This window comes from Bacillus cereus group sp. N11, assembly GCF_016483605.1.
In the GTDB taxonomy this organism is placed as follows: Bacteria; Bacillota; Bacilli; order Bacillales; family Bacillaceae_G; genus Bacillus_A; species Bacillus_A toyonensis.
The window spans coordinates 14,518-39,526 of the sequence record NZ_JAEHBN010000011.1 but is presented as its reverse complement, the minus strand read 5'-3'; the positions used below and the strand labels follow the sequence as shown (position 1 = coordinate 39,526).

Below are 25,009 nucleotides of genomic sequence, written 5' to 3'. Positions count from 1 at the left end.
ACTTCCTTTTTTCATTTCTCTTTTAATATATATCCAATACCACGAACAGTTTGAATATCTTTCTGATAACCGAATGGCTCTAATTTTTTACGTAAATGATGCACATACACTTCTACAATTGCTACTGTCGTATCTGAATCAAATCCCCAAACACGATCGAAAATTTGTTCACGCATTAAAATCTTTCCGCTATTTTGAATGAGATACTCTAAAAGCTCATATTGTTTTAATGTCAACTTAATATCTTGTCCCTCTACTTGAACATCTTTATCTTTTCCAAACAATTCAATTCCTTTATATCGAATTGTCTGCTTTGTTGTTAAACTACCACTTCTGCGTAATAAAGCACGAATTCTCGCCTTTAGTTCTGGTGCTTGAAACGGCTTTACGATATAGTCGTCTCCGCCAAAATCCAATCCTTTCACTCGATCTTCTAAAGAATCTCTTGCTGTTAAAAACAGGACTGGCGTTTCAATTCTTTCATCACGTATTTTTTGAATTACTTCAAACCCGTCCATTCCTGGCATCATCACATCAAGTAAAATTGCATCATAAATGTTTTGCATTGCCAAAAACAATCCATCTTCTCCATTTAACGCTGTATCTACTTCAAATTCATCACGCAAAATTTGTACGATAGACTCTAATAACGAAGCATTATCTTCTACTACAAGTAAGCGCATATTCTCACCTTCCATACTATAGTTCAATTCTATTTATTATTACATTTCTGCTCTTCATAACGAAAGAATGTAATCCTATTATGTAATTTCATTTTCAACTATTTCCTTCTAAGTTTTTGCTAGATATAAAATTTTGAGCCTTTATTATAAAAACTCTTTCTTAAATTTTGCTTAATAAAAAATTGAAAGAAATAAGATTCCCCTTATCTCTTTCAATTTTTTACTACGTACACCTTTTTACTCGGCAACTCCAAACAATTTAATTGACCGCCATACACAGCCCCGCCATCAACTCCAATAATACGATTACTACCAAAATATACTCCGCAATTCTCACTACCATGAAGCGTTTTTGTTTCCGTATGGCCAAATACAACAACCTTTTCGCCACTATACCCACTATGAAATTCATTACGGATCCACATTAACGTATATGTTTCAGATTCAGAAACTCGTTTCATTGGCTCAACACCAGCATGTACAAATATATACTCTTCTGTTTCAATGTAATGATCTAATTCTTGAATAAATTTTACATGTTCCTCTAATACGTGAGATTGTAAAATTGGCTTTTGGAAGTCCCCTTCATTAACTGCAATATCTTCTTCTACAAATCCATAGCTATATAACGTTTTATCTCCACCATTTCTTTTTACCCAATGGTTCCATGAACGTTCCTCATCTGTCGTTAGCGCTTTAATCATCATATCTTCATGATTTCCCTTTAAAACGAATGCTCCTTCTTCTTTTAGCTCTTTCACCTTTTCAAGTACAGCACGTGCATTCGGACCACGATCCACATAATCCCCTAATAGAATTAATTGATCTTGTTTTGCGTTGTATTGTATTTCCTCAAGTAACTTTTTAAATTTATCAATCTCTCCATGAATATCACTAATGACAAGTATCCTATTCATTTTTCTCCTTCTTTCTAAATAAAGTTATTTCTAATTATAACTTTATTTAAAGGAATTTTCTGAACTCAATTACTAGAAAGTATTATTATTACAAATGCAGCTAATTTCCTTACAACACTGTAAGTCTCTTGTCATTCAATTCGATAGTTGTAATTACTATATTTCCTTATACTAAAAGTAAGAAATGAAACAAAAAACAAGGAGAGATGAGATATGAAAAAAGTGATGGAAGTTGTAGTAGCGGTGGTAGAGGTTTTCGTAAATGGTAAACAAGTTGCAATGGAGTTAAATAAATAATGAAAAGGACAATATTCATTCTAGACCCTTTACTCATATAAAAGAGATAAGAGTTCATCATTTCTTTGATCCCTTATCTCCCTATAAAGAAAGCCGTATCCCTTTAGGATACGGCTTTCTTTTATTTTTGGCTCGTACGAGCTGAAATGCTAATCGCTCTATCTGTTGCTTTTGCAGCTTCATCCAACGCTTCTTTACTATTCTTTCCGTCATACATTGCTTCTAATGCTTTTACAACTGCATCTCGTGATTCTGGGAATACATTAATTAATGCACCTTGAGTTGCTGGAGATTGCTTCGTCGCTTGTAATTGTTCTACTGTTACTTTTAGCTGTGGATATTTTTCATATTGCTCTTTTACTAACGATTCATTATATGCATCTGGATTAATTGAGAAATATCCTGTTGCAGTATGCCATTTTGCTTGTACGTCTGGCTTCGTTAAATATTTCATAAAGTCCCATGCACCTTGCTGCGTTTCTTCTGAAACCATATTCGTCATCCATAATGATGCACCGCCAATAACAACACCATTTCGCTTTGAATCTTCTGGATACGGAATATACGAAACACCTACATTAAACTTAGATGCATCGATTAAATCACGAACACCTGCTGAAGAATCTAAATACATAGCAACTTGTCCAGATTGGAACGCGGCACGAATATCATCCCAACTTGCTCCATACTTTCCTAGTGCACCAGCTTTATTCAATTCATCTAACATTCCAAATACTTTCTGTCCTTCTTTACCGTTAAATACCGCTTTCTTTGCAGCATCTTTACGGCCATTTTCATTATCTACATATAAAGCCCCTTGTGTCGCTAACAATTCTTCAAAGAACCAACCATAATTGAGCATAGAGAATCCATATTGTTTTACATTTCCGCCTTCTTTAATCGTTAACTTTTTCGCGGCTTCCTTTAATTCAGCATATGTTTGTGGAGCTTTCTCTGGATCTAACCCAGCCTTTGCAAAAGCATCTTTATTATAAATTAATACTGGCGTAGATGAATTAAATGGCATAGAATACATTTTTCCATCAACTGAATAATAATTTGTAATTGCTTTTTCTAATTTTGATGTATCGTACTTATCTTTTTTAATCCAACTATCGATAGGCGTAATCTTTTTGCTATCAATCATATATTTCGTTGTAATTTCACTCGATTGAACAAGAGCTGGAGCTTCTTTCGTAGCAGACATCGTTTTAAACTTCGTTAAAGACTCTTCGTATGTTCCTTGAAACTCTGCCTTTATCTCGTACTTATTCTGCGATTTATTATAGTCTGCAACAAGCCCATCTAGTACACCTTGTGTTTTTCCACCCATCGCATGCCAAAAACGAATTACAGTTTTATCACCATTTTTTTCAACTGGTGCTACTTTTGCCTGCGCTTCAGGTTTCCCCTCTGTTTTACTATTTGAACAAGCAGCCCCAGTTAATGCCATTGTGGCTGCCATTAAAAGAGCAGCACTTTTTTTCAATAAACTCATCTCAATCCCACCTTTTCCTATGTATGCTTATTTAATTGCACCTTTTGTTAATCCTTGTTGTAATTGCTTTTGCCCTAAAAATAGTAAAATCAACGTTGGAATGACGATAACCGTAACACCGGCCATTATGCTTCCCCAATCAGTTGCAACTTCTTGAGATTGAAGTTGCTTCACACCAATTTGAACTGTTCTGACTTTTTCATCAGTGGTCACTAAGAGCGGCCACAAGTACATATTCCATGTTGTTAAAAAGCCATATACTCCAAGCGTAATAAAACTCGTTTTACAATACGGAATTACAACGCTGAATAAAAACCTTACATTTCCAATCCCTTCAATAAAAGCAGCTTCTTTCAATTCATTCGGAAGCGTCATAAAATGTTGGCGTAGTAAGAAAATACCGAAAGCTGTTGCAAAAAATGGCACTGTCATCCCAGCAAAGCTATTGATCCAACCAAAGTTTTGAATCGTTAAAAAGTTCGGTACCATCGTTGCTTCCCACGGAATAAGCATCGTTGAAATAAACAAGAAGAAAATTACGTTTCTCCCTTTAAACTGAAGAAAAACAAAAGCATAAGCTGCTAAACTGGATACGATAAGTTGTCCAATCATAACAATCGTCGATACAATTAAACTGTTGTACAAGTATGTAAAAAGCGGTACTTTTTGAAAGATATTCATAAAATTATCGAAAGTAAATTGGGTCGGAAATAACCTTCTCATTTGAATATCATCTGGTGTCATAAAGCTTATTAAAAACGCATAGAGTACAGGAAAAAACACCATTACTGCACTAATAATGAGCAGCATGTATAATAGGAAATTTTGTTTCCACTGTTTAACGATCATTTATAATGCACCTTTCTCTCAGCAAACTTGAATTGAAGTAATGTAGCAATAAAAATGAAAACAAATAATACCATCGCTTGTGCACTCGCTGTTCCAAATTGATGATTCACAAATGCCTCTTTATAAATCGAATACACAATTAAATTCGTTGCATCATTCGGTCCACCGTGCGTTAAAATATCAATTTGTCCAAAGCTTTGGAATGCACTAATTAACGTTACTGTCACGATAAAGAATAAAGTTGGTGATAGCATCGGTAATGTAACGCGGCGAAGCTTATATAAATAACTAGCACCATCTATAGATGCACTCTCATATAAAGACGTATCAATATTTTGCAAACCACCTAATATAACTAAAAATGCAAATCCTGTATTCACCCAAACCGTTGTAACCGATACAGAAAACAGTGCCCAGTCCGGACTCGTTAACCATGCGATTGCCGGAAGATTCATAGCGGCTAATATATTATTAAATAACCCTACACTTGGATGAAATAAAAATAGCCAAATCACTGCGCTAGCAGCTACTGATATTCCCATCGTTGAAGAAAAGAGAACACGGAACAATCCAATACCTCTTACTTTTTCATTTGCAATTAATGCAAGAAATAAGGCGAATACAATACTAGTAGGCACTGTATATAAAACAAATAATAAAGTTGACTTTATACTTTTGTAGAAAGCAGGATCAGAAAATAAATATTGATAATTTTCTAAGCCAACGAAAAGATTGGCTTCTCCGTGTATATCTGTTAAATAAAAGCTATAGTAAATCGTCCTAAACAATGGATAGAAAAGAAAAATTGAAAATAACAAAATAGATGGAGCCAAAAACAATAATCCTATTCTTAAATCTTTCGTTCTGCCCCATAAACTCTTCTTTTTTGACACTGCTGTTTGAACTGGTAACTTCCCTACTTCAATCATTATTTCGCCACCACTTTCAACTCTTCTTCAGCCACCACTTTTAATCGTTCATTCTTATTTTGGTGAAAGAAACATAGTTTTTCTTGCGAGAATAATAATTTTACTTTGTCACCTTTGTTCAGGATTAACTGTCCGATGACTTTCGCACTCCAAGTTGTTCCATTTACCGCAAAGTTTAATATAGACTCATTCCCCAATACTTCTACAGATTGCAGCGTAACTTCTTGTCCTGCCTCAGACAATGCAATATGCTCAGGACGCATACCTATTCGAATTGTCCCTGCTGGTAATTGCTTTAACTGTCCAATAGATAATGGAATTTGCAATTGCCCTATATGTAATACGCCTTTTTCTTTATCCACTTCTCCATCATTTATATTCATAGAAGGAGAACCTATAAAACTTGCAACAAATTCGTTTGCTGGTTCGTTGTATATATCAAGAGGTGTTCCAACTTGTTGTATACTTCCTTTATTCAAGACCATGATACGATCTCCCATAGTCATCGCTTCTATTTGATCGTGAGTAACGTAAATCATCGTAATTCCTAGTCGTTGCTGAATTTCTCTAATTTCAATTCTCATTTGCGCACGTAATTTCGCATCTAAATTCGAAAGTGGTTCATCCATTAAACAAATCGGTGCTTGACTCACGATTGCCCTGGCAAGCGCAACACGCTGTCTTTGTCCGCCTGATAATTGGCCCGGTTTCATTTTCACATACTCTTTCAGCCCTACCATTTCAATAGCTTCCATTAATCGCTTTTGTCGCTCTTCTTTTTGTACCTTCCTTACCTTAAGTCCAAATAAAATATTTTCTTCTACAGTTAGGTGTGGATATAGTGCATAATTTTGAAATACCATTGATAGATTACGGTCTTTCGGCTCTAAATCATTTGCAACACGTTCATTAATCATTAAATCTCCCGAAGAGATTTCTTCTAAGCCAGCAATCATTCGTAGTAATGTACTTTTTCCACATCCCGAAGGTCCAACTAAAACGAAAAATTCTCCCTTCTTAATATGAACCGATACGTCTTTAACCGCTGTCTCTTCCGCATTTTTATATACCTTTGAAACATCTTTCAATTCGATCACAAGGTTGCACTCCTTTTTTCTTCTTGTATCCATACTTCATAATGACTCGTTGAAATCGCACTTGCTCCTGCACGAATGGCAGTTTCCGCATCTTCCCGCGTTTGAATCAATCCACCTGCAATAATGGGAAACTCTATTTTCTCTGCTAGCTGTTTAATAATAGAAGGCATAATTCCAGGCATAATCTCTACCGCATTTGGTTTAGTCGTTTTACAATTTTCAACTGATTTTGTAAGAGATAAAGTATCGACAATAAAAATTCGTTGAATCGTTTTTAATCCAATTTTATTGGCATTTCGAATTGTCGAACCTTTTGTTGAAATAATACCTTGTGCTCCGATAACATCTTGAATATACAAAAGGGCTTCCTCTGTGTTCGTATTTAAGCCTTGTATAAAATCACAATGAAGAAATACATCATGTCCATGTTTCTGTAATTCGTATACACGCTCTGGTAACTCCAGCATTGAACCAGTCATAAGAAAAACTGTTTTCGGTAATTTTTTGTATGCTTTATACCCTTTCCAATCCTTTATCATCGCGATATGAGGTTCTTTAAACATTTATTCCACCTAGCTTTTCTATTTTTATCCAAACTAAAAACACCTACTTACATAGAACACCTTTCTCCTTATTTGAACTCTAGGGAATAGAGCACACCTAAGAAAGTGGCACGTTATATGTAAGCGGGTGTTCTCAAATGTTCTCTACCCTAGTTATTTTGTTACCTTTACTATATTACGCATTTATTAAGTCAGTTTTGATAAATTGTTAATTAGGTGTTAATCGAATGTTAATATTCACCATATTACTTTTACAATAATCTAGATATACGAATAAACTCTAACAGAACACAACAATATTTACATTTCAATCAATATGTAAATTCATTCCATAGTTAATGAGTTTTAGTTTTCTCGCCACTGCTTGTGAAGCACAATTATCCCAAGAGGTACTATAAAGCGGAATACGTTTTTCTTCTTTTATTGACATTGCCCAAGCTCTAACGACATCAGCACCATATCCCTTTCCCTGAAAGCCCTCTACAGTTTCCACACTTGCCTCAGCAGCTATAGGCGTACTTCTTGCACTGCAGCATATAGAAACGACTTGTTCATTTTCAACAATTGCAAAATAAGGTTGCCTCCATTCCATCTGTTCTATTAGATTAGGAAAATTTTCTCGCATGAGCTCTTTATTCTTCTCTGTTATTTGTATCACCCTAGTCGGCTCATTTGAATTATTTGGAAACATGTAAGCAGGACCCATCCAAATATTCTCTACCGTTCTCTCTTCATTTAATACTTTCATGATCTTTGCTATCTCTATGTGATTTGAACGTTCTCGAATTAATTTCTCAATCTTACTTATTATTTCACCATCCAGACTACAATGATATCTCGTTATATTCCCTTCACGAGTTTTGCTAAGAAAAAAACGTGGTGCTTTCGGATTTCCCTGTTCATTTACACTCTTTATTCTTCCCACTTGATTATGAACAAATAAAACCTCTGCCTGAATTACTATTAACTCAAGTTCTGAAAATCGCATTTATGCCCTCCTTCATTACCCTGTGTAGCCTCCATATACCATCCATTCATACTCTATTTTCTGATGTTCAAAACAAAAATCCCATTTAAATACACATTACTGAATCAATCATACTAAAATGACTTCTTCATTCTGTCTATCTAAATGGGATTATTTCGTACTCTTTATGTCTTTTTCTTATTATTCCACCGATTGTGGTTGCGGCTGCACTACTTCATTCGCACCAGCTATTCTCAACACATTCGCAATATCTTTAAAACCTCTTTTTTCAGCATATTGCAGCGGCGTAATATTTTCCTTATTGGCCATATTTACATCTGCCCCGTGGTCAATAAGCATTTGAATTACTTTCTTATGGCTTTCACTACCATTTCCCAATACAATTGCTTCTATTAAAGCTGTACCACCACGTTCATTTTTATAATTCACATCAATATCTGTATGCTCTAATAATTCTTTAACAACCTCTACATGACCACGCTCAGATGCAGAAATGAGTGCTGTGCCACCTGACTTAGTCGTTTCTTTCGTATTAACTCCTGCATTAATTAATACTTTTACAATATCCGTATACCCTTCTCTACTTGCATAAAGGAATGGATTGCTTTGTTTCTCATCTTTGACTTCAATATTTGCACCTGCACCAATTAATGCTTTAACTGTCTCTACATGATTTTGGTACGTTGCTGCAAGGATAGGCGTTTCTCGGTTGTCACCTTCTACGTTTATATTCGCTCCATCCTGAATCAACTTCATAGCTGTCTCTGTGTCTCCAAGAGTCGCTGAAAGTAACAACTGTTTGTCCAGTAAATTTATACTTTTTTCTTCTTTAACTTCTTCTTGTTCTTTATGCTTTTCTTTTTTCTTTTCGTTTTTCACATGAACCGGTTTCGATTCTGGTTCCTCTTGCTTATCGCAAGCCACTACCGTCATTAAAAGTCCTAATAACATACATAATAAAATTTTTTGTTTTCTCACAACTACAGCTCCTATGAAAGATAATGTTTTCTTAACCATTCCTCCATCACATACAATAACTCTTCTTGAGTACATTTATCCATAAGCCCTTTATATTCCTTCTTTAATCGGATTATCTTAAGCTTTTCCTATGTTTCTCAACCTATTGGAATGATACGCCTGATGGCCTCATCATTAACATTATGAAGCAATTAGTTTAGCACGTTTTAACCGCATTTGTATACATTTCTAAAAAGTACATAAAGTGAAACTTTAATTAGTGGGGGTTTTGTTCATCTACCACTAATTATTAGTTGAACCAATCAGGCTTTTACGGGCAGTTGATCTCCACCTAACTTCTTTGCTTTCACTAAATTTTGAGGTGGGGATCTTACTGCCCGTTAATGCGGGATAAATGATTGCTTTAGGTCACTATACTCCATTGTAACCGTTCTTCTAAAAATTTTACACCTTTTCTATATTTGCACCTGAGTAATGCTAGAAAAAGACAACTATATAGTTGTCTTTTTCTAGTATTAATGATGCCCACCGTGATTCCCTGTTTTCGGTTTCCCCATCATTTCTTTATTCATTTCCCATTTATGCTCTGCTAGCTCTTTATACGAAAGAACCTTACCCTTATAGTTAGATACAAAGCTCTCTGCATCTTTTTTATTTTTAAATGAAATGACATTATAAGCCATTGGTGTCGTTATTGTTTTATCATATACGTAAGTAGCGTCTTCTAACGAAACCCAATCTTTCGAATCATAATCTCGAACAAATTGTTCTTTCGTCTTTTCGCCTGGATTAATCTCCATCCATTTATACATACAACCAATATCATCAAACTTTAACGCTTTTCCATTTTCTAAAATGATTTCTGTTGCAAATTGATTATCCGTTACCCCAATTTGGCAAATATCACACTTATCATGTTTCTCATCAATTGCCACAGCTGTTGTTCCCTTTTTCCCACACCCCACTATCGTAAATAAGAAACATAAACATATAGCAAGCACAACATACTTTATTCTCATCACTATTCCTCCCTAAAAACCGTATACTCCACAAGGAGAATATCAAAAACTTGTGTGGGATTTGTGAAAAAACAATGTGCTTTTTGTAATATAGAAAACAAAAAAGATGTGTAGCTATTTCTACACATCTTTCATTATTCACAGCCTGTAATTAATAAATCATCTTCTAACTTAACTAATAATGTATCTGTATTAATTTTCTGCCCAACTTCTACATTTACTAATCTTATATTTCCACTGATACCGACCGCGACTTTTTCAAGCTCACCATTATTTTTTCGGACCATCATTAATTTTTCCCACTCATATACATAAGAAGATTCATTAACAAAAATCTCTTCTATCTTCCCCTCATAAGAACTATAAACTTCTTCTATTCTCGTTTCCATTCAAAATCTACTCCCTACTTCGCACTTCACTATTTTCACCTTATTCTATCACTCTTGTTAGAAGTAAATTATATTTTTAAAAATTCAAAATTACCTTCGTGAACAATATGACCAAAATAAAAATTATGCTTCTAATGGTGTTATTTTTCAAATTATTTACCATTTGGATAGATGCTTTTATGATAAACAAAAAACATTGTTCTGAATTTTTACTTTATTTTGAAAGCGCAATCATTTTTTTAAGGGGGAGATCGGATGTTAGCTCTACTTGGATTTACAATGGTATTTGTCTTTATGTTTTTAATCATGACGAAACGTATGTCAGCATTAGTAGCATTAATATTAATTCCAATTACTTTCGCATTAATTGGCGGATTTTATGCAGACATGGGTCCTATGATGTTAGAGGGCATTCAAAAATTAGCACCTACCGGTATTATGCTTATGTTTGCCATTTTATATTTTGGAATTATGATCGATAGCGGTTTATTCGATCCTGTCATTAGTAAAATATTAAAATTTGTAAAAGGGGATCCTTTAAAAATTGTTGTTGGTACAGCCATTCTTACTATTATTGTTTCATTAGATGGGGACGGAACAACAACGTATATGATTACTGTTTCCGCAATGTACCCATTATATAAACGTCTCGGAATGAATCCACTTATATTAGCTGGGGTTGTTATGTTAGGGGCAGGTGTGACAAATCTTACACCTTGGGGTGGACCAACTGCTCGAGTTATGAGTGCACTTGGACTAGATGCATCAGAGCTCTTTACACCACTTATACCAGGAATGATTGCTGGTGCAATTTGGGTAGTTTTCGTTGCCTACTATCTTGGAAAAAAAGAAAGAAAACGTTTAGGCATTATGGATGTGCAATATTTAAAACAAATGCAAACAATGGATGAGCAAGCTGCCACAGTAGAAGCTGCCGTGCATAAACGCCCTAAACTTCTATGGATTAACTTTTTATTGACCGCTACATTACTTGTCTGTCTCATACTAGAAGTTATGCCGTTACCTGTTCTCTTTACAGTTGCTTTCGCTATTGCTGTTATGATTAACTATCCAAACTTAGAACAACAAAAAGAACGTATTGCCTCTCATGCAGGAAACGTATTAGCTGTTGTTTCACTCGTATTTGCTGCTGGAATTTTCACTGGTATTTTATCTGGAACAAAAATGGTAGATGCAATGGCTCAAAGTGTAGTAACTCTTATACCAGATGCACTTGGACCACAGTTGCCAATTATTACAGCTCTTCTTAGTATGCCGTTCACATTTTTCATGTCCAATGATGCATTTTACTTCGGGGTATTACCTATTTTAACGAAGGCTGCTGCTACTTATGGAATTAGTGCAGCTGAAATGGGACGCGCTTCCTTACTCGGTCAACCCGTTCACTTATTAAGTCCTCTTGTCGCTTCCACTTATTTATTGGTCGGAATGGCTAAAGTTGATTTTGGTGAACATCAACGCTTCACTTTATTGTGGGCCGTTGGAACGACAATGGTGATGTTGATTACTGGAATTGTAATTGGGATTATTCCAATATAAGACGCAAAAAACAGTAGAAGAAATAAATCCTCTACTGTTTTTGTTATGAAGAAACGAGAAAATACCTTCTCTCTGGTCTCCCTACACTTCCATATATAAGCTCTGCATGTACTTTCTTCCCAGATATTAAATACTCTAAATAGCGTCTCGCTGTTGATCGACTTACTCCAACCATCGAGCTTAACACTTCTGCGGTAATTCCTTCTTCATTAACTGTTAACATATGCTTTTTTATTTTCGCTAAAGTTAAAGGATCTATTCCTTTTGGAGCATATTCAACTGTATTTCCCTTCACACCTCTTTGAGACCATAAGTGTTCAATTTGTTCTGTAGATAATTGATTGCTTTTCTTTAACTGCCTAATCTTTTTTTGATAACTTTCTAAACTCGCTTTAAAACGGTCAAACATAAGTGGTTTTACGATATAATCAGTTACTCCACCACGTAAAGCATGCCTTACTACATCTGTTTCCGATGCAGCTGTAATCATAATAATATCTGTATCATGCAAATTATGCCTAATATATGTGACAAGTTCTGTTCCTTGTATATCAGGTAAGTACACGTCTAATAAAACGAGTTGTGGCTTCACAAGCTCTAGCCATTCCTTCGCTTGTTCCCCAGTCGTTGCTGTTCCAATTACTTTAAATCCTTCAATTTTTTCAGTAAAACGCCGATGAATGTCCGCAATCCGAATATCATCTTCTACAATTAATACTTCAATCTCCTCACCCATTACAACTCGCCTCTCTCTTTCGGTAATGCAATAATGAACAACGCACCACCTAAATCCCCTTTTTCAATTGCAATGCTTCCATTTAAATCTTCTACTAACTCTTTCACTTTTGCTAATCCATATCCTCGCTTCTCTCCTTCTTTCGTTGAAAAGCCTTTATAAAATATACTAGTAATTATTTCATCATGAATCCCTTGCCCCGAATCTTCCACTTCAATTAATATTTCTTCTCCGATATCTGTTACAAACATTCTAACTTTCTTATCATGCTCTTGATTTTTTTCAATTGCTTCAAATGCATTCGTAATTAAATTCCCTAAAATCGAAACGACATAATTACTCTCAATATGCGGACTTAATGTTTCTAAACTACTTTCTCGATCTAGTACAAAATCAATCTTCAACTCTCTTGCCCTATTATAAAATCCAATTAAAATTCCACCTAGCCATGGATTTTGAATTCGCTTCATAATAAATTGAACAAAATCTTGATATACCGCCGTCTCCTTATGAATGAGCTCTAGAGCATCTTCATATGACTCTAATTGGATAAGACCTGAAAGCGTATACAATAAATTGTTGTATTCATGGGTTTGTGCTCGTAACGCCTCTGTATATTGCTTCGTCTGAGATAACTCTGCTGTTAACTGATCCATTTCAGATTTCAAACGTAAGCTCGATACGACGCCGGTTACTTTATTATTTACTTTAATAGGTAGACGATTAGCAATAACAGCCTGCCCTTTTATATTTAATTGACGATCAAACTGTTCTTCACCAGTTTGAAGTACATCTAGTATGGATGAATTAGGAATTATATTTAAAATAAATGATCCAATGATATTTTTTCGGTTGTCTAGTGAAAGAATATCGTAGGCTGCTTGATTGACTAAACTAATCATGCCCTTTTTATCAATTACGATAATCCCTTCTCGTACAGATTGAATCACTGTACTATGCTCTTCATATAAAGATGAAATTTCTTCTGGTTCCATCCCAAACATCATTCTTTTTATACTTGCAGCTAAATATATGGAACCGATTATCCCCATTAACAAACCGATTATTGTAATCCAAAATACACGCTTTCCATACACTTCTACCGCTCCATGAATATCATCCATTGAAAATCCAACAGATACTACACCAATAATTTTATTATCCTGATTACGGATTGGAACTTTTCCGCGTAAGGAAGGTCCTAATGATCCCGTTGCTTTCGAAACGTAAGATTTCCCTTCTAATAGCACTCCTTTATTATCTCCACCAACCATTACTTCTCCTATTTTGTCTTTCTTGGGGTGTGCATAACGAATCCCTTCTTTATTTCCAACCACAATAAAATCAGCATCTGTATCAATTCGAATTTTTTCTGCAATCGGTTGAATAATAGAAGCTGGATTTTCTTTTTGAAAAGCTTCCGCGATTTCCGGTATAGCTGCAACTGTTTTCGCAACATGCAAAGCTCTTTTACCAATTTGCTCTTCTACTGTTTCAGATAATATGTAGTAAAACAAATAACTTGTTAACAAAAGCACAACAAGAATAAGTGTACTAATAGTTAATGTAATTCTCGGTTGTAGTTTTAATTTTTTAAATTTCAAAACCATTCCCCTAACATGGATAAAGATAGAATTTAAAGAAAATACAGTTTTTTAAATTGTTAAACTTAATCATAACACGGTTACTACACATTTCTTTATTTTTATCTCCATAAAAAAAGAAACGAAGTAAAATTACTACCTCGTTTCTTAATATTTTTTATTACACTTTAAACTTGCCAATCATCTCTTGCAATTCTTCTGCCATTTGTGATAAGTGAACTGCTGCTCCATTAATTTCATCTACTGAAGCTAATTGCTCTTCAGAAGAGCCAGCAATATTTTGAACACTTGCTGCATTTTCTTCAATCGTAGCTGCAATTTCATTAATAGATGCACTTACTTGTTTGGCATCTACCGTCATTTGTTTCGCTACTTCTACCATACTATCAATTTGCACAACTGTATCATTTGTAGATTTCAATATTTCAGCAAAGCTTTGCTTCGTTTCATTTGCAACTACAAGACCTGATTGTACTTCTGTTCCAACTTGATTCATAGAGCTTACCGTTTCTTTTATATCAAATTGAATCTCTTTCACTAGTTTTCCAATTTCCGTAGAAGACTGTCCTGATTGTTCAGCTAATTTTCGCACTTCATCCGCTACAATTGCAAATCCTCTTCCTTGCTCCCCAGCTCTTGCAGCCTCAATTGCAGCATTTAATGCTAATAAATTTGTCTGCTCTGCAATATGTTGAATCACTTCCAGAATTGCTCCGATTTGTTTCGACTTATCATCTAATAAAGCAATGACTTTATCTGAATTTGAAACTGACTCATGAATTAATTGCATTTGATTCACAGTTTGCTCAACTAACTTCCCACCATCTTCAGCTTTTTTCTTCGTATACATAGAAGCTGTTGATACTAATGAAGAACTATCAGCAACACGCTGAACTCCTTCTGTAACTTCTTCTAATAACGTCGCTCCTTCTTCAACTTCTCTCGTTTGTATTTCAGCCCCACTCGACACTTGCTCTATAGCTTGTGTAATTTGTTCTGTCGCTTCACTTGTCTGCTTCATGCTAGCTGTTAATTCTTCTGAAGATGCTGCTACATGACTTGCTGAAATATTTATATTGGAAATGACATTATGTAATGATGATGCCATCTCATTAAAACTTTCTCCTAACTGCCCGATTTCATCTTTAGAATGAACTGTAATAGATTCTGTTAAATCACCTTCACTAATTTTCCTAGATGATAGAACAAGTTGTTTTAACGGTTTAATAATAGAAGCAATTATGAAGTAAATTAAAACCCCACCAATCATTAATGAAATCCCAATAACAGTTATCGTTTTATAGAAAATAGGTTCAGCCGCTTGAATAATTTCTTTTGAAGGCATTATCCCCGCTATTTTCCATCCAGTTTTCTTATTCGTTTTAAAAGTAATGTTACGATCTTCACCATCTAATGAATAATGAAAATCACCAGCTTCCTGTTTATAAAATTCCTTACTAAGTTTCTCTTCTAACTTCTCACCCGGCTTCAGTGTCGGGTGTGCGACTACATTTTTATCTTGATCAAATATCGCTACATAACCTTCCTTACCGATATTAACCATCTTGGAAGTAGTTACAATATTATTGATAATTAAGTCAATCCCAAGAACGCCACTTTTATCCTCATTTTGTTTTGCCAGTGTGATAACAGTATTCCCTGTCGTTTTTGACTTATATGGAGCAGTTACAATCACTTCTCCGCTTTTTTTCACTGCCTCTTTATACCAATCTCTTTCTGTAGGATTATATCCTTCTGGCATTTGAATTGCCGGTGATTGAATAAATTGCCCGTTGCTAGACCCAGTATAGATAGCTTCCATTTCCGGATGTAACTTATTATATTCTTCTAGTTTATTTTGGATATTTTGTATTTGATCCGCTTGGTAACTTGATTGTGTAAATAATTTCGTAAAATAAGTTGCATCTACTTTTTTACTATCCAATTCCTTATTAATTACATTATCCAAAATTTTTATATTATCTTTCGCCGAGTTTAAAATCGTTTCATTAAAATTTGTTTTCGCCTGCTGATAAGACGTCCAACCAATTACAATACTTGGAAGAATTAAAATGATAATAAATGAAACAAGTAACTTTGTTTTTAAACTACTACTCCTTAACTTCCTTTGAAACATATTTCTACCCCTCCATACCGTTTTACATGCAATAAATTACAATTAATCCATTTATAAAAATTTTAAGATATAAATAGATTGACGAGACTCTCTATTTCTCTTTTACCCATCTTTCTAAATTTAAAGGATTATTGCATACTTACTTCATTCTATAAAAATTAAATAATTAAAACAATGTATAAAAATGTATATTATTCGAAATATTACGATTCATAGAAGAACCTCTAGCACATGCTAGAGGTTCTTCCTACCTTACTATTCTTTATCTTTTTCTACTTCTTTTTTCTTATCTTCTACTACAGATACGACAGGTTTATCATTCGATAACTGCTGTACTGCACCTTTACCTGCAAACCCTTCTAATAACTCTTTTAAATCAATACCAGAGGAAGCTTTTAATGTCTCCTGCATCGTTGCCATTAAATCAGTCGCATACCCTGCTACTTTTCCAGCACCGCTATTCTTACCACCGCCGCCTGTGTCGACAACTGTAATTTTATCAATGTTGCTAAGTGGGCTTGCGACTTCTTTCGCGTAACTTGGAAGCATTTTAAGAACCATATCCATAATTGCCGCTTGACCATATAATTCAAATGCTTCTGCAATTTTTTGTTTGGCTTCAGCTTCAGCCAAACCTTTTAATCTAATAACATCTGCTTCTGCTGTACCTTGTGCTTTTTGTACTTCCGCTTTCGCTTGACCTTGTGCTTTCTCAATCTCTGCTTTCGCTAAACCTTCTACACGAACTTCTTCTGCACGTGCTCTTGCTTCTGCTTCAATCTTATATTGATCCGCATCTGCTTTTTTCATTTGTTTTACTTTTTCCGCTTCTGCTGATTGTTCGACAGCATAGCGATCTGCATCTGCTTTTTTCTTCACTTCTGCATCATATTGCTTTTCACGACGTGCAATCTCTTTTTCTTCTAATTCAATTTGCTTTTCACGCTCAATGATTTTAACGCGCATTTGCTCTTCTGTAACACCTTGTTGCGCTTTCGCTTGTTGTAATTCGTAAGAAAGGTCCGCATCTGCACGAGCTTGTTCTTGATCTCTCTTATAGGACTGCACTTTTAATTCCTTATGTTTTTCAGCTTCAGCGATTTGTGCATCACGTTGATATTCTGCTTCTTTTGCTTCTTTCTCAGCACGAGCTTTTTCAATTCGTGCCTCTTTTTCACGCTCTGCATTTGCAACTGTTGCATCACGCTTAACCATTGCAATTTGCGGCTGTCCAAGCGCATCTAAGTATCCGTTTTTGTCCATTATTTCTTTAATTGTAAAAGAGACGATGCGAAGACCCATCTTCTTTAAATCTGTAGAAGCTACTTCATGCACCTTTTGAGCAAATTGCTCTCTATTACTATACGCATCTTCTACTGTCATAGAAGATAAGATAGCACGGAGATGCCCTTCTAAAACTTCTTTTGCTTCTATTTTTAACTCTTCCGTTTCTTTTCCTAAATATTGTTCAGCTGCTGTAGAAACTTCTTCAATTGTCGATCCTACTTTAATAATAGAAACACCATTTACTGTAATTGGTACACCTTGTTTCGTATACGTATCACGTGTACCAACTTCTAATTTGTAGTTTAATAGGCTTAAAGGCTCTGCTCTTTGCATAATTGGAACTACAAAAGTACCGCCACCGCGAATAATCTTAATCTTCTTTCCATCATCAGTGGTAACAACATTTTTCCCACCACCAAGCCAGTTCCCTGTAACAATTAACGCTTCATCTGGACCAACTGTTCGATACTTCGTAATGAATACTAAAATGAGTAGAATTAAAATTGCGAGTAAAACTCCACCGATAATTAATGGAATCGTCATGTAAATTCCCCCTTATAATTTTGGTTTCTTTAAAGAATAAGCGATGTTTTGTACAAGCAAAACACCATCTTGAACCCCCTCGATAATAACTTCGGTTCCTTGTGAAATGTCTTTCTTTCCAATTGTTTTAGCTGGGATTGCATTACTTCCAAATTGGGAGGAGATTAATACTTCACCAAATCCTTCTGTAGGAATTGTCGTAATGACTTCTCCCTTGCAACCAATGAATTCATCCATACGTTGTACGGTATTTTGTTCTGCTTCTGCAATCGGTTTTAAAATTAATATTTTCATTATGAAAACACCGATAAAAGATATAGCAAATGAACCAGCGAAAATAATAGTACTATTAAAGGAAAATAAATATTCTCCTATATAACTAATTCCACATAACATAGCGAAGAAACTAAGTAATAAGGTAACAACGGATACAGATCCGCCCCCAAAACTAAATATTGATTCAAATATATCTCCAAAGAAAATATAAATAACAGTGAGTATAGTCGCAATAACAAATCCATATAAATAAATTGTTTCAAGTGGATAACCAAACAAGAACATTTCTTATCCCCCTTTCTTAAACAATCCCTTTTTTGTTATGTGTATGCCTCACCTCTTTCAAAGATTATTAATCTCAATTTTCAGTTATTTACCCTTTAAAGAAAAACCTGTAAGACAGGTCTCTAAAAAAGAACAGGAGAAACCTATTGTGACAGGCTCCTCCTAGAAAATAACCGATATATTATATATCTATATAATATACTATTTTCCACAAAAAGTAAAGTTAAACATACATTGGAAAAGCACTTATTTTAGTGATAATGAGTACGTTCCATCGCCATTATCATATTTATATACATACAAGTAATACTTACCTGGTTTTGCATTTAATTTTGCTTCTATATGATTTCCATTAGCTTGACCGTAAGCAGCATAATTTTGCATATCTGATTCATGGTGAAGTACCCACGTCATCCCAATTCCATACTCATTTAAAACAGAAATATCGAGATCTTTCGCTGCTGCTACATTAAATGTATAAACATCGGTGTGATCCCCGCCGATAAGGCTACCTTTTATAGTAGTGTTTAGTCCGATACGATTTGCTTCCTCTTTACGATTATTTGGTTCAGATTCTGTTAAACTTCCATCTTTAATCGTAACAGTTGTTTCACTTCTACTCTCTTTTCCTTTATCATCTTTTACTCTTAACACTACTTTATAAGTTCCTTCTTTTTCATATGCATGTACTGGATTAACTTCTGTACTTGTTCTTCCGTCTCCAAACTCCCATGAATAAGAAACGATTTTTCCATCTTCGTCGTTTGATCCATCACTTTTGAATTGAATTCCTTCTTTTACAAGCCCATTATAAGGACCGTTTATATGAACTGTCGGAGCTTTATTTTCTCCGTCATCTTTTGCGATACCATGGAAGACTACATCATATTCAAATTCATTGGAACTATTCACACGATAATTGACGAAATATGCTGTAACCGTTTTGTAGCCGCTCCATTCTTTTTGCGCCAATTGTTCTAAAGCTTCATTTACTCTTTTACCCATTGCATTCCAGTCTTCTGATTCGCCTTTTGTTACACTACCTGTAAACGTACCTTCTAATGTAAATGTATTAAAGAATTGAGACTCGTGTTTTGTCATTTTTGCATCTTTCATAGACAACGTCTCACTAATTTCTTTCTTCACTTCTGTTAACGACTTTGGTGCATGTTCAGCTAAATAATCATCTGCTACTTCCGGTACAGTGTACTTATCTTGATTATCAATTAACTGCTGCATATACTCTTGATACTCTTTATTTAGCTTAGAATCTTTACTTAGATTTTCACGATATGCATCATAATTTTTCACGTCATTCGCACGAATTAAATCTTGAATTTTATCAAATGTTTCAAACTGATGCGTATATAAGTAAGACTGCAATGCGAACGAGTAGTTATAGAAATCCCAAGAACCATATTTAGCAAATAGTGTGCGCTCTGCTGTATAACGGCTTGCAGGATCAGATGATAATCCGCTAATGATGCTCTTTCTCGGTACTACATTATTTGTACGAGTAGATCCTGCGAAAAATTCTGCATTCCCTTCTTGGAACCAAGTTAATCTTTCATTTTGATACATATCTCCTCTTCCAAATAAACCGGGAACTTCATATCTCCCTTGAAGATAGTGAGTAAACTCATGACGGAATAACTCTTCTAAACTATAAATACTTTGCTCTGGCGTACGCTCATATGTAAAGAATGTACCTGTCTCTTCAATATAAATTCCACCGTTGTTTGTTTCATATCCATACAATTGTCTGTTTAACTGATATTCATCTGGAGTATTATAGATTACTATCGTTAATACGTCGTCTGCATTACCTTGTTCTAAAGCTTTGTCATTTCCGATTACGCGGTGATATTGCGCTTTTACTTCCTTCGCAGCCCAATATAATCTCTTAATTTTTTCTTCAGACACTTTATCCCCAGTTTTAAATACAATAGATCCATCGTCAAATGTATACGTTTTTGGTAAGTATTGCTCTTTTCCTTCTTTACGAATCTTCTCTAAATCTACCGTATTCCCGCTATAATCTTTCCCGTTATAATTTGTTGTAATTTGTTCTACCGCAACAAAGTACGGTTCACTTAAACGTGGATACATATGCATCGCTTGTGTAACAACCTCTAATCCTTTATTTGGATTGCTATGAAACTTCCCTAAACGGCTAGCAAAATAAATTCCATTATTAACGAGCCATTTATTTTCTGACGTTACTTCATTTAGAAGAGCAATACGATTTATTTCATTAATAAACCCATCTACTTTTCCATACCACATCGTTTCATTCGCTTCTTTACGGGCCTCATTTAAGTAAGACTGTATATCATAATCAATGCCTTGCATCATATCGTATACAGCTTGTCCTTTCATACGATCGTCTACATATGCATTAAAATTATCATTATATTGTTTTAAAATATTCGATGCGTATTGCACTGTTTCAACATCACTTGATGCATTACTAATTAATTTACCGTATGCAGATACTACTGTATCTTGCTCATTTGTTCCAAGCTTAAAGTTTGGATTTTTTGCGATTGCTTTTAAAGCCGGTAAACATTTGTCCTGGAAGCTTCTTTCATTTAAAGCGCTTAATTCATTATTATAAAATGCAAGATAAAAAGCTGAACGTAACACTTCAGTAAACGTTTGAATTCCTTTTGAATCATCTTTCGTAAATGTACTACCTCTATGGGCTAATTCGTCTATAATTACTTGCATTTTTCCGTTATCTTTATAAAAGGCTTTTGCATCTTCATTAAACTGGAATAAGTCTGTAATTTGATGCCACTTAATACTGCCTAACGTTTCAACTAACTCTTGATCATTCATTTTGTTTAAATCAGCCATTGAATAGCTTTCTTTAGCTTGCTTTACTGCCGAGTTCTTCGTAATAGATGCTGGTCGCTGTGAAAAATCTCCTACTTTTAAACGTTCTTGAAATGATAATGTTTCTTCGGCTTTAGAAGTGTGTCCAATCTCATCTACTGGTTTTTCAATTCCAACTGGTTTCGAATGCAATACATTATATGGCACCTTTTCTTCTGCTGATACATTCGTTTGAATTGCCCCTAACGATAGCGCCATTGTACTAATACTAAGCATCATTTTATTAATCTTTGATTTCTTGTTCATATCATTGCCCCCTATTTATATATTCCATTCACGAAATTAACATATTATCTGGATAAAAAGATGTAAAATGCAATATTTCATATTATTTCTTCATACAATTTGAACGTATCGTGAACGAAAAGTACTTACAATTTCCGCTACAGTTTCTCCATTATTTTAGTGATTAAAACATCCTCGTATCCATATCCTTCCCCTATTCAAAAAGACCTTATCATAAGCATATTTCAACATGAAATTGTTATGATAAGGTCTTCTCAAATAATTATATATTCTTTTGTAATAATAAGATAAAACGTTATTTATTTCTTAAATACTCTCTTTCTAAATACAAACATACTTAATGCTGAAAGAACAAATGCTAATCCAGAAAGTAAACTCGATGTGTTAGCTTGACTACCAGTTGCTGCTAAAGACTTCTGATTTTCCTCTTGCTTATTAGCTTGTTGCTTATTTGAAACTTTTTCTTGCGTACTCTCTTGTCCTACCACCTTCACCGGTCCAACTTGATTATCCCCTTTTGGCTCTTGATTCAATCCAGTTGTTGATTCTTTTACCTCTTCTTTTGTACCTTCAACTTCTTTTACTGGCTCTTTCACTTCTTCTTTTGTACCTTCAACTTCTTTTACTGGTTCTTTCACTTCTTCTTTTGTACCTTCAACTTCTTTTACTGGTTCTTTCACTTCTTCTTTTGTACTTTCAACTTCTTTTACCGGTTCTTTTACTTCTTCTTTCGTTTCTTCAACTTCTTTTACTGGCTCTTTTACTTCTTCTTTCGTTTCTTCAACTTCTTTTACCGGTTCTTTTACTTCTTCTTTCGTTTCTTCAACTTCTTTTACCGGTTCTGTCACTTCTTCTTTTTCAACTATATTTTGGATTACCGTTCCGTTAAAACTTATACTAATTTCATCAGAATCTAAATCAAATTTATATACCTTTTCACCTGGGGTACTCCATTTTATTACTCCGTTATTAAGCGTTCCGCCCTCACCTTTCATTTTGATATTGTCAATAGCTTCTCCTTCTAAGTCATATACAGGGACTTGAATTTCTTCATTTACTTTTGTTTCATCTAAAATGATTGTTTGTCTCCCGACATCAATTGAAAACCACTGCCCTAATTGTATTAGCGGTCTTACATCACAAATCTCATTCCCTGCTAAATTCAAGCTAAGTAAGTCCAGCATTGAACCAATAACCGTTACATCTTTAATATGATTGTCTGCAAGATTTAACCACTGTAAGTTTTTTAATGAAGATAACGGTGTTATATCTTCAATTTGATTATGAGATACATTCACAATATTTAATTGTTTCAAATTTGAGATGAACTCAATATTTTTCAAGCCTACTCCTTCTAAAGTGAGGTTTTCTAAGTTCGTCATGTACTCTAAACCTGTTACATCTTTTATCTCTTTTCCTTTTTCTTTAAGTATCTCTAATGTTTTAATCTGTAATAAATCTTATTTTGTTATAGGAGCGTTTAAATTCTCTCTACCTAAATTTTCTTTATTAATATGTTGTTGTAAATGTTTATCCAGGATTACATTTTGACTTTCTTTTTGTTTTTCAACTATTTTCTGGACAACCATCCCATTAAATCTTATTTTACTTTCACCAGAGCTTGTATCTAATCTAAATTCATATGTTTTTTCTCCAGGACTATTCCATTTTATAAATCCATTATTCAGAATGGCCCCCTCACTTTTTAAATTGATATTTTGAAGTGGCTCCCCTTTAAGATTGTATATTGGAATTTGTATTTCTTCATCTACGCTTGCTTCATCTAAAAAGATTTTTTGTCGTTGAATATCAATTGAAATTCGCTTACCCAATTCCTCAACAGGCCTTACGTCAGCAATTTCATTCGCTCCTAGGTTCATCTCATGTAAATCTGTTAAATTACTCAGCGGTGATATATCAGAGATATAATTCTCTTCTAAATTCAGTACTTGTAATTTTCCTAATTTAGATAATGGTGATATATCTTTTATTTCACTATCAGCAATTTCTAGTTCAATAAGATTACTCATTTTACTAATAGATTCAACATTACTAATTTTATTGTTCCCTATCCATAATAGTTCCACATTACTTAATTGGTTAATTCCAGTAAGATCACTGATTTGATTATTGGCTAAGTATAACTGTTTCATAGTTGATAATGTAAATAATGGCTGGATGTCTTCAATGTTATTACCAACTAAATCTAATGTTTTAATTTTTTTCATTTTACTTAATGGTGTAAGATCAGAAATTTTATTATCTCTTAAAAAAAGCATATTAATATTCTCTAACTGCTCAATTGGATGAATATTTTTAATTGGATTAGAAGTTAAATCTACGTACTTCAAATCTCTCAGTTTCGAGATGGCTGATATATCTGTTACATTAGATTCTCTTAACGTCAACTTCTCTAAATTTGTCATATGTTCTAAACCAGCTATTTCATTTATTCCTTCACCTGAATAAATGGATAATGTTTTAATCTTTAATAAATCTTCCTTAGTTATTGGATCATTTATATTTTCTCTATTTAAATTATGTTTATTAATATGCCTTTGTAATTGCTTATCTAATATTACATTTCCGCTTTCATCTTGTTGTTCCACTTTATCCTCTTTATTTTCCTTTTCTGGAACATTGTTTTCTAAATTTAAAGCATTTACTTCAAACTGCACTTGATATTTATTATCATAGGCCATCGTTGGAATATAAATATGCATTTGCATATTATATCTTTTTCCCAATTCCCCAACTTCAAATTGAATAACCTTCGTTCCATTTTTCTTTTTGTCTTCTGATATAATCTTTACATCATGAAACACACCAGGAGTATGAATATCCTCTGTTTTCAAGTATTGGAAGAAATCGCTATCACTTAACGTTGCTGTTACAATTTTCTTTCCATTCTCAATTGTTAATTTCGGATCCTTTATATAAACAGCTGCCATAGACTCTTCATTCGTTTTATCTTTATATGCTTTAATAACAGCGTCATATGTACCATCTTCTAAACCTTGTCCCGTTTTATTCGCCTCAATTGCTACCGCCGCTAAAGCAGGTGTCGAATACACAGCAAATGGAAGTGATAACGCCGCCGCTATAATCATTGCATTTATATGTTTTTTTTTATTTTTTTTCAACTTTACATCTCCTCCAATATATATAATTCAAAATGTAATCATTTCTCGAATAAATGATATTGATTTTCATTATCATTGTCAACTAAA

The 25,009-nt window shown here is 34.2% G+C and carries 18 protein-coding genes and 2 pseudogenes; 1 reads left to right on the top strand and 19 read right to left on the bottom strand.

Going from position 1 to position 25,009, the window contains the following annotated elements; all coding sequences use genetic code 11:
- Positions 1–11: 11 nt before the first annotated feature.
- The 11 genes from JDS98_RS18530 to JDS98_RS18480 all read right to left on the bottom strand — a co-directional run bounded on the left by JDS98_RS18530 (position 12) and on the right by JDS98_RS18480 (position 10,207).
- Positions 12–683 carry a response regulator transcription factor gene (locus tag JDS98_RS18530; protein WP_001238627.1) on the bottom strand — a complete coding sequence of 224 codons (672 nt, stop codon included), beginning with the start codon at positions 681–683 and terminating at the stop codon, positions 12–14.
- Between the two features lie 212 nt (positions 684–895).
- Positions 896–1,600: a metallophosphoesterase family protein gene (locus tag JDS98_RS18525; RefSeq protein ID WP_097957576.1), complete on the bottom strand. Its 705-nt coding sequence runs from the start codon at positions 1,598–1,600 to the stop codon at positions 896–898.
- A 418-nt stretch (positions 1,601–2,018) separates the two neighbouring features.
- Entirely contained in the window at positions 2,019–3,395 is a 1,377-nt protein-coding gene (locus tag JDS98_RS18520) for an ABC transporter substrate-binding protein (RefSeq protein ID WP_097957575.1), read from the bottom strand.
- A gap of 27 nt (positions 3,396–3,422) precedes the next feature.
- Entirely contained in the window at positions 3,423–4,244 is an 822-nt protein-coding gene (locus JDS98_RS18515) for a carbohydrate ABC transporter permease (RefSeq protein WP_199634191.1), read from the bottom strand.
- Positions 4,241–5,173 (bottom strand): carbohydrate ABC transporter permease, encoded by a 933-nt coding sequence (locus JDS98_RS18510; RefSeq protein WP_000573572.1) that lies wholly within the window; start codon positions 5,171–5,173, stop codon positions 4,241–4,243. Before JDS98_RS18510 ends, JDS98_RS18515 begins: the two co-directional genes overlap by 4 nt.
- Positions 5,173–6,270, bottom strand: coding sequence for an ABC transporter ATP-binding protein (locus JDS98_RS18505; protein WP_142307021.1), 1,098 nt, complete (start codon positions 6,268–6,270; stop codon positions 5,173–5,175). The genes JDS98_RS18510 and JDS98_RS18505 overlap by 1 nt, the downstream gene beginning before the upstream one ends.
- Positions 6,267–6,833 (bottom strand): glycerol-3-phosphate responsive antiterminator, encoded by a 567-nt coding sequence (locus JDS98_RS18500; protein ID WP_097957572.1) that lies wholly within the window; start codon positions 6,831–6,833, stop codon positions 6,267–6,269. Before JDS98_RS18500 ends, JDS98_RS18505 begins: the two co-directional genes overlap by 4 nt.
- 307 nt (positions 6,834–7,140) lie before the next feature.
- Positions 7,141–7,821: a GNAT family N-acetyltransferase gene (locus JDS98_RS18495; protein WP_097957570.1), complete on the bottom strand. Its 681-nt coding sequence runs from the start codon at positions 7,819–7,821 to the stop codon at positions 7,141–7,143.
- A gap of 180 nt (positions 7,822–8,001) precedes the next feature.
- Positions 8,002–8,874 (bottom strand): ankyrin repeat domain-containing protein, encoded by an 873-nt coding sequence (locus JDS98_RS18490; protein ID WP_016107490.1) that lies wholly within the window; start codon positions 8,872–8,874, stop codon positions 8,002–8,004.
- 440 nt (positions 8,875–9,314) lie between these two features.
- Positions 9,315–9,818, bottom strand: coding sequence for a nitrous oxide reductase accessory protein NosL (locus JDS98_RS18485; RefSeq protein ID WP_097957569.1), 504 nt, complete (start codon positions 9,816–9,818; stop codon positions 9,315–9,317).
- A gap of 134 nt (positions 9,819–9,952) precedes the next feature.
- Positions 9,953–10,207 (bottom strand): hypothetical protein, encoded by a 255-nt coding sequence (locus tag JDS98_RS18480; RefSeq protein WP_000450026.1) that lies wholly within the window; start codon positions 10,205–10,207, stop codon positions 9,953–9,955.
- A gap of 255 nt (positions 10,208–10,462) precedes the next feature.
- On the opposite strand from JDS98_RS18480, the gene JDS98_RS18475 reads away from it, so the two are divergent.
- Positions 10,463–11,767, top strand: coding sequence for a CitMHS family transporter (locus JDS98_RS18475; RefSeq protein WP_097957568.1), 1,305 nt, complete (start codon positions 10,463–10,465; stop codon positions 11,765–11,767).
- 43 nt (positions 11,768–11,810) lie between these two features.
- Here JDS98_RS18475 and JDS98_RS18470 read toward each other — a convergent pair whose 3' ends face one another.
- From JDS98_RS18470 to JDS98_RS18440, 8 genes and pseudogenes are all read right to left on the bottom strand, one after another.
- Positions 11,811–12,503 carry a response regulator gene (locus tag JDS98_RS18470; protein WP_000503458.1) on the bottom strand — a complete coding sequence of 231 codons (693 nt, stop codon included), beginning with the start codon at positions 12,501–12,503 and terminating at the stop codon, positions 11,811–11,813.
- Entirely contained in the window at positions 12,503–14,107 is a 1,605-nt protein-coding gene (locus JDS98_RS18465) for an ATP-binding protein (RefSeq protein WP_000669467.1), read from the bottom strand. Before JDS98_RS18465 ends, JDS98_RS18470 begins: the two co-directional genes overlap by 1 nt.
- A 160-nt stretch (positions 14,108–14,267) precedes the next feature.
- A complete protein-coding gene (locus tag JDS98_RS30765) occupies positions 14,268–15,128 on the bottom strand; it encodes a methyl-accepting chemotaxis protein (RefSeq protein ID WP_370512681.1) in 861 nt (286 codons plus the stop codon).
- An 81-nt stretch (positions 15,129–15,209) separates the two neighbouring features.
- A pseudogene (locus tag JDS98_RS30760) lies at positions 15,210–16,244 on the bottom strand (HAMP domain-containing protein); the annotation flags it as partial.
- Positions 16,245–16,499: 255 nt separating this feature from the next.
- Positions 16,500–18,074 carry a flotillin family protein gene (locus JDS98_RS18455; protein WP_000154995.1) on the bottom strand — a complete coding sequence of 525 codons (1,575 nt, stop codon included), beginning with the start codon at positions 18,072–18,074 and terminating at the stop codon, positions 16,500–16,502.
- A gap of 12 nt (positions 18,075–18,086) precedes the next feature.
- Positions 18,087–18,635: an NfeD family protein gene (locus JDS98_RS18450; RefSeq protein ID WP_000478275.1), complete on the bottom strand. Its 549-nt coding sequence runs from the start codon at positions 18,633–18,635 to the stop codon at positions 18,087–18,089.
- Between the two features lie 246 nt (positions 18,636–18,881).
- A complete protein-coding gene (gene colA, locus JDS98_RS18445) occupies positions 18,882–21,779 on the bottom strand; it encodes a collagenase ColA (RefSeq protein WP_199634190.1) in 2,898 nt (965 codons plus the stop codon).
- 299 nt (positions 21,780–22,078) lie between these two features.
- Positions 22,079–24,922: pseudogene (locus JDS98_RS18440) on the bottom strand (leucine-rich repeat domain-containing protein).
- Positions 24,923–25,009: the final 87 nt, after the last annotated feature.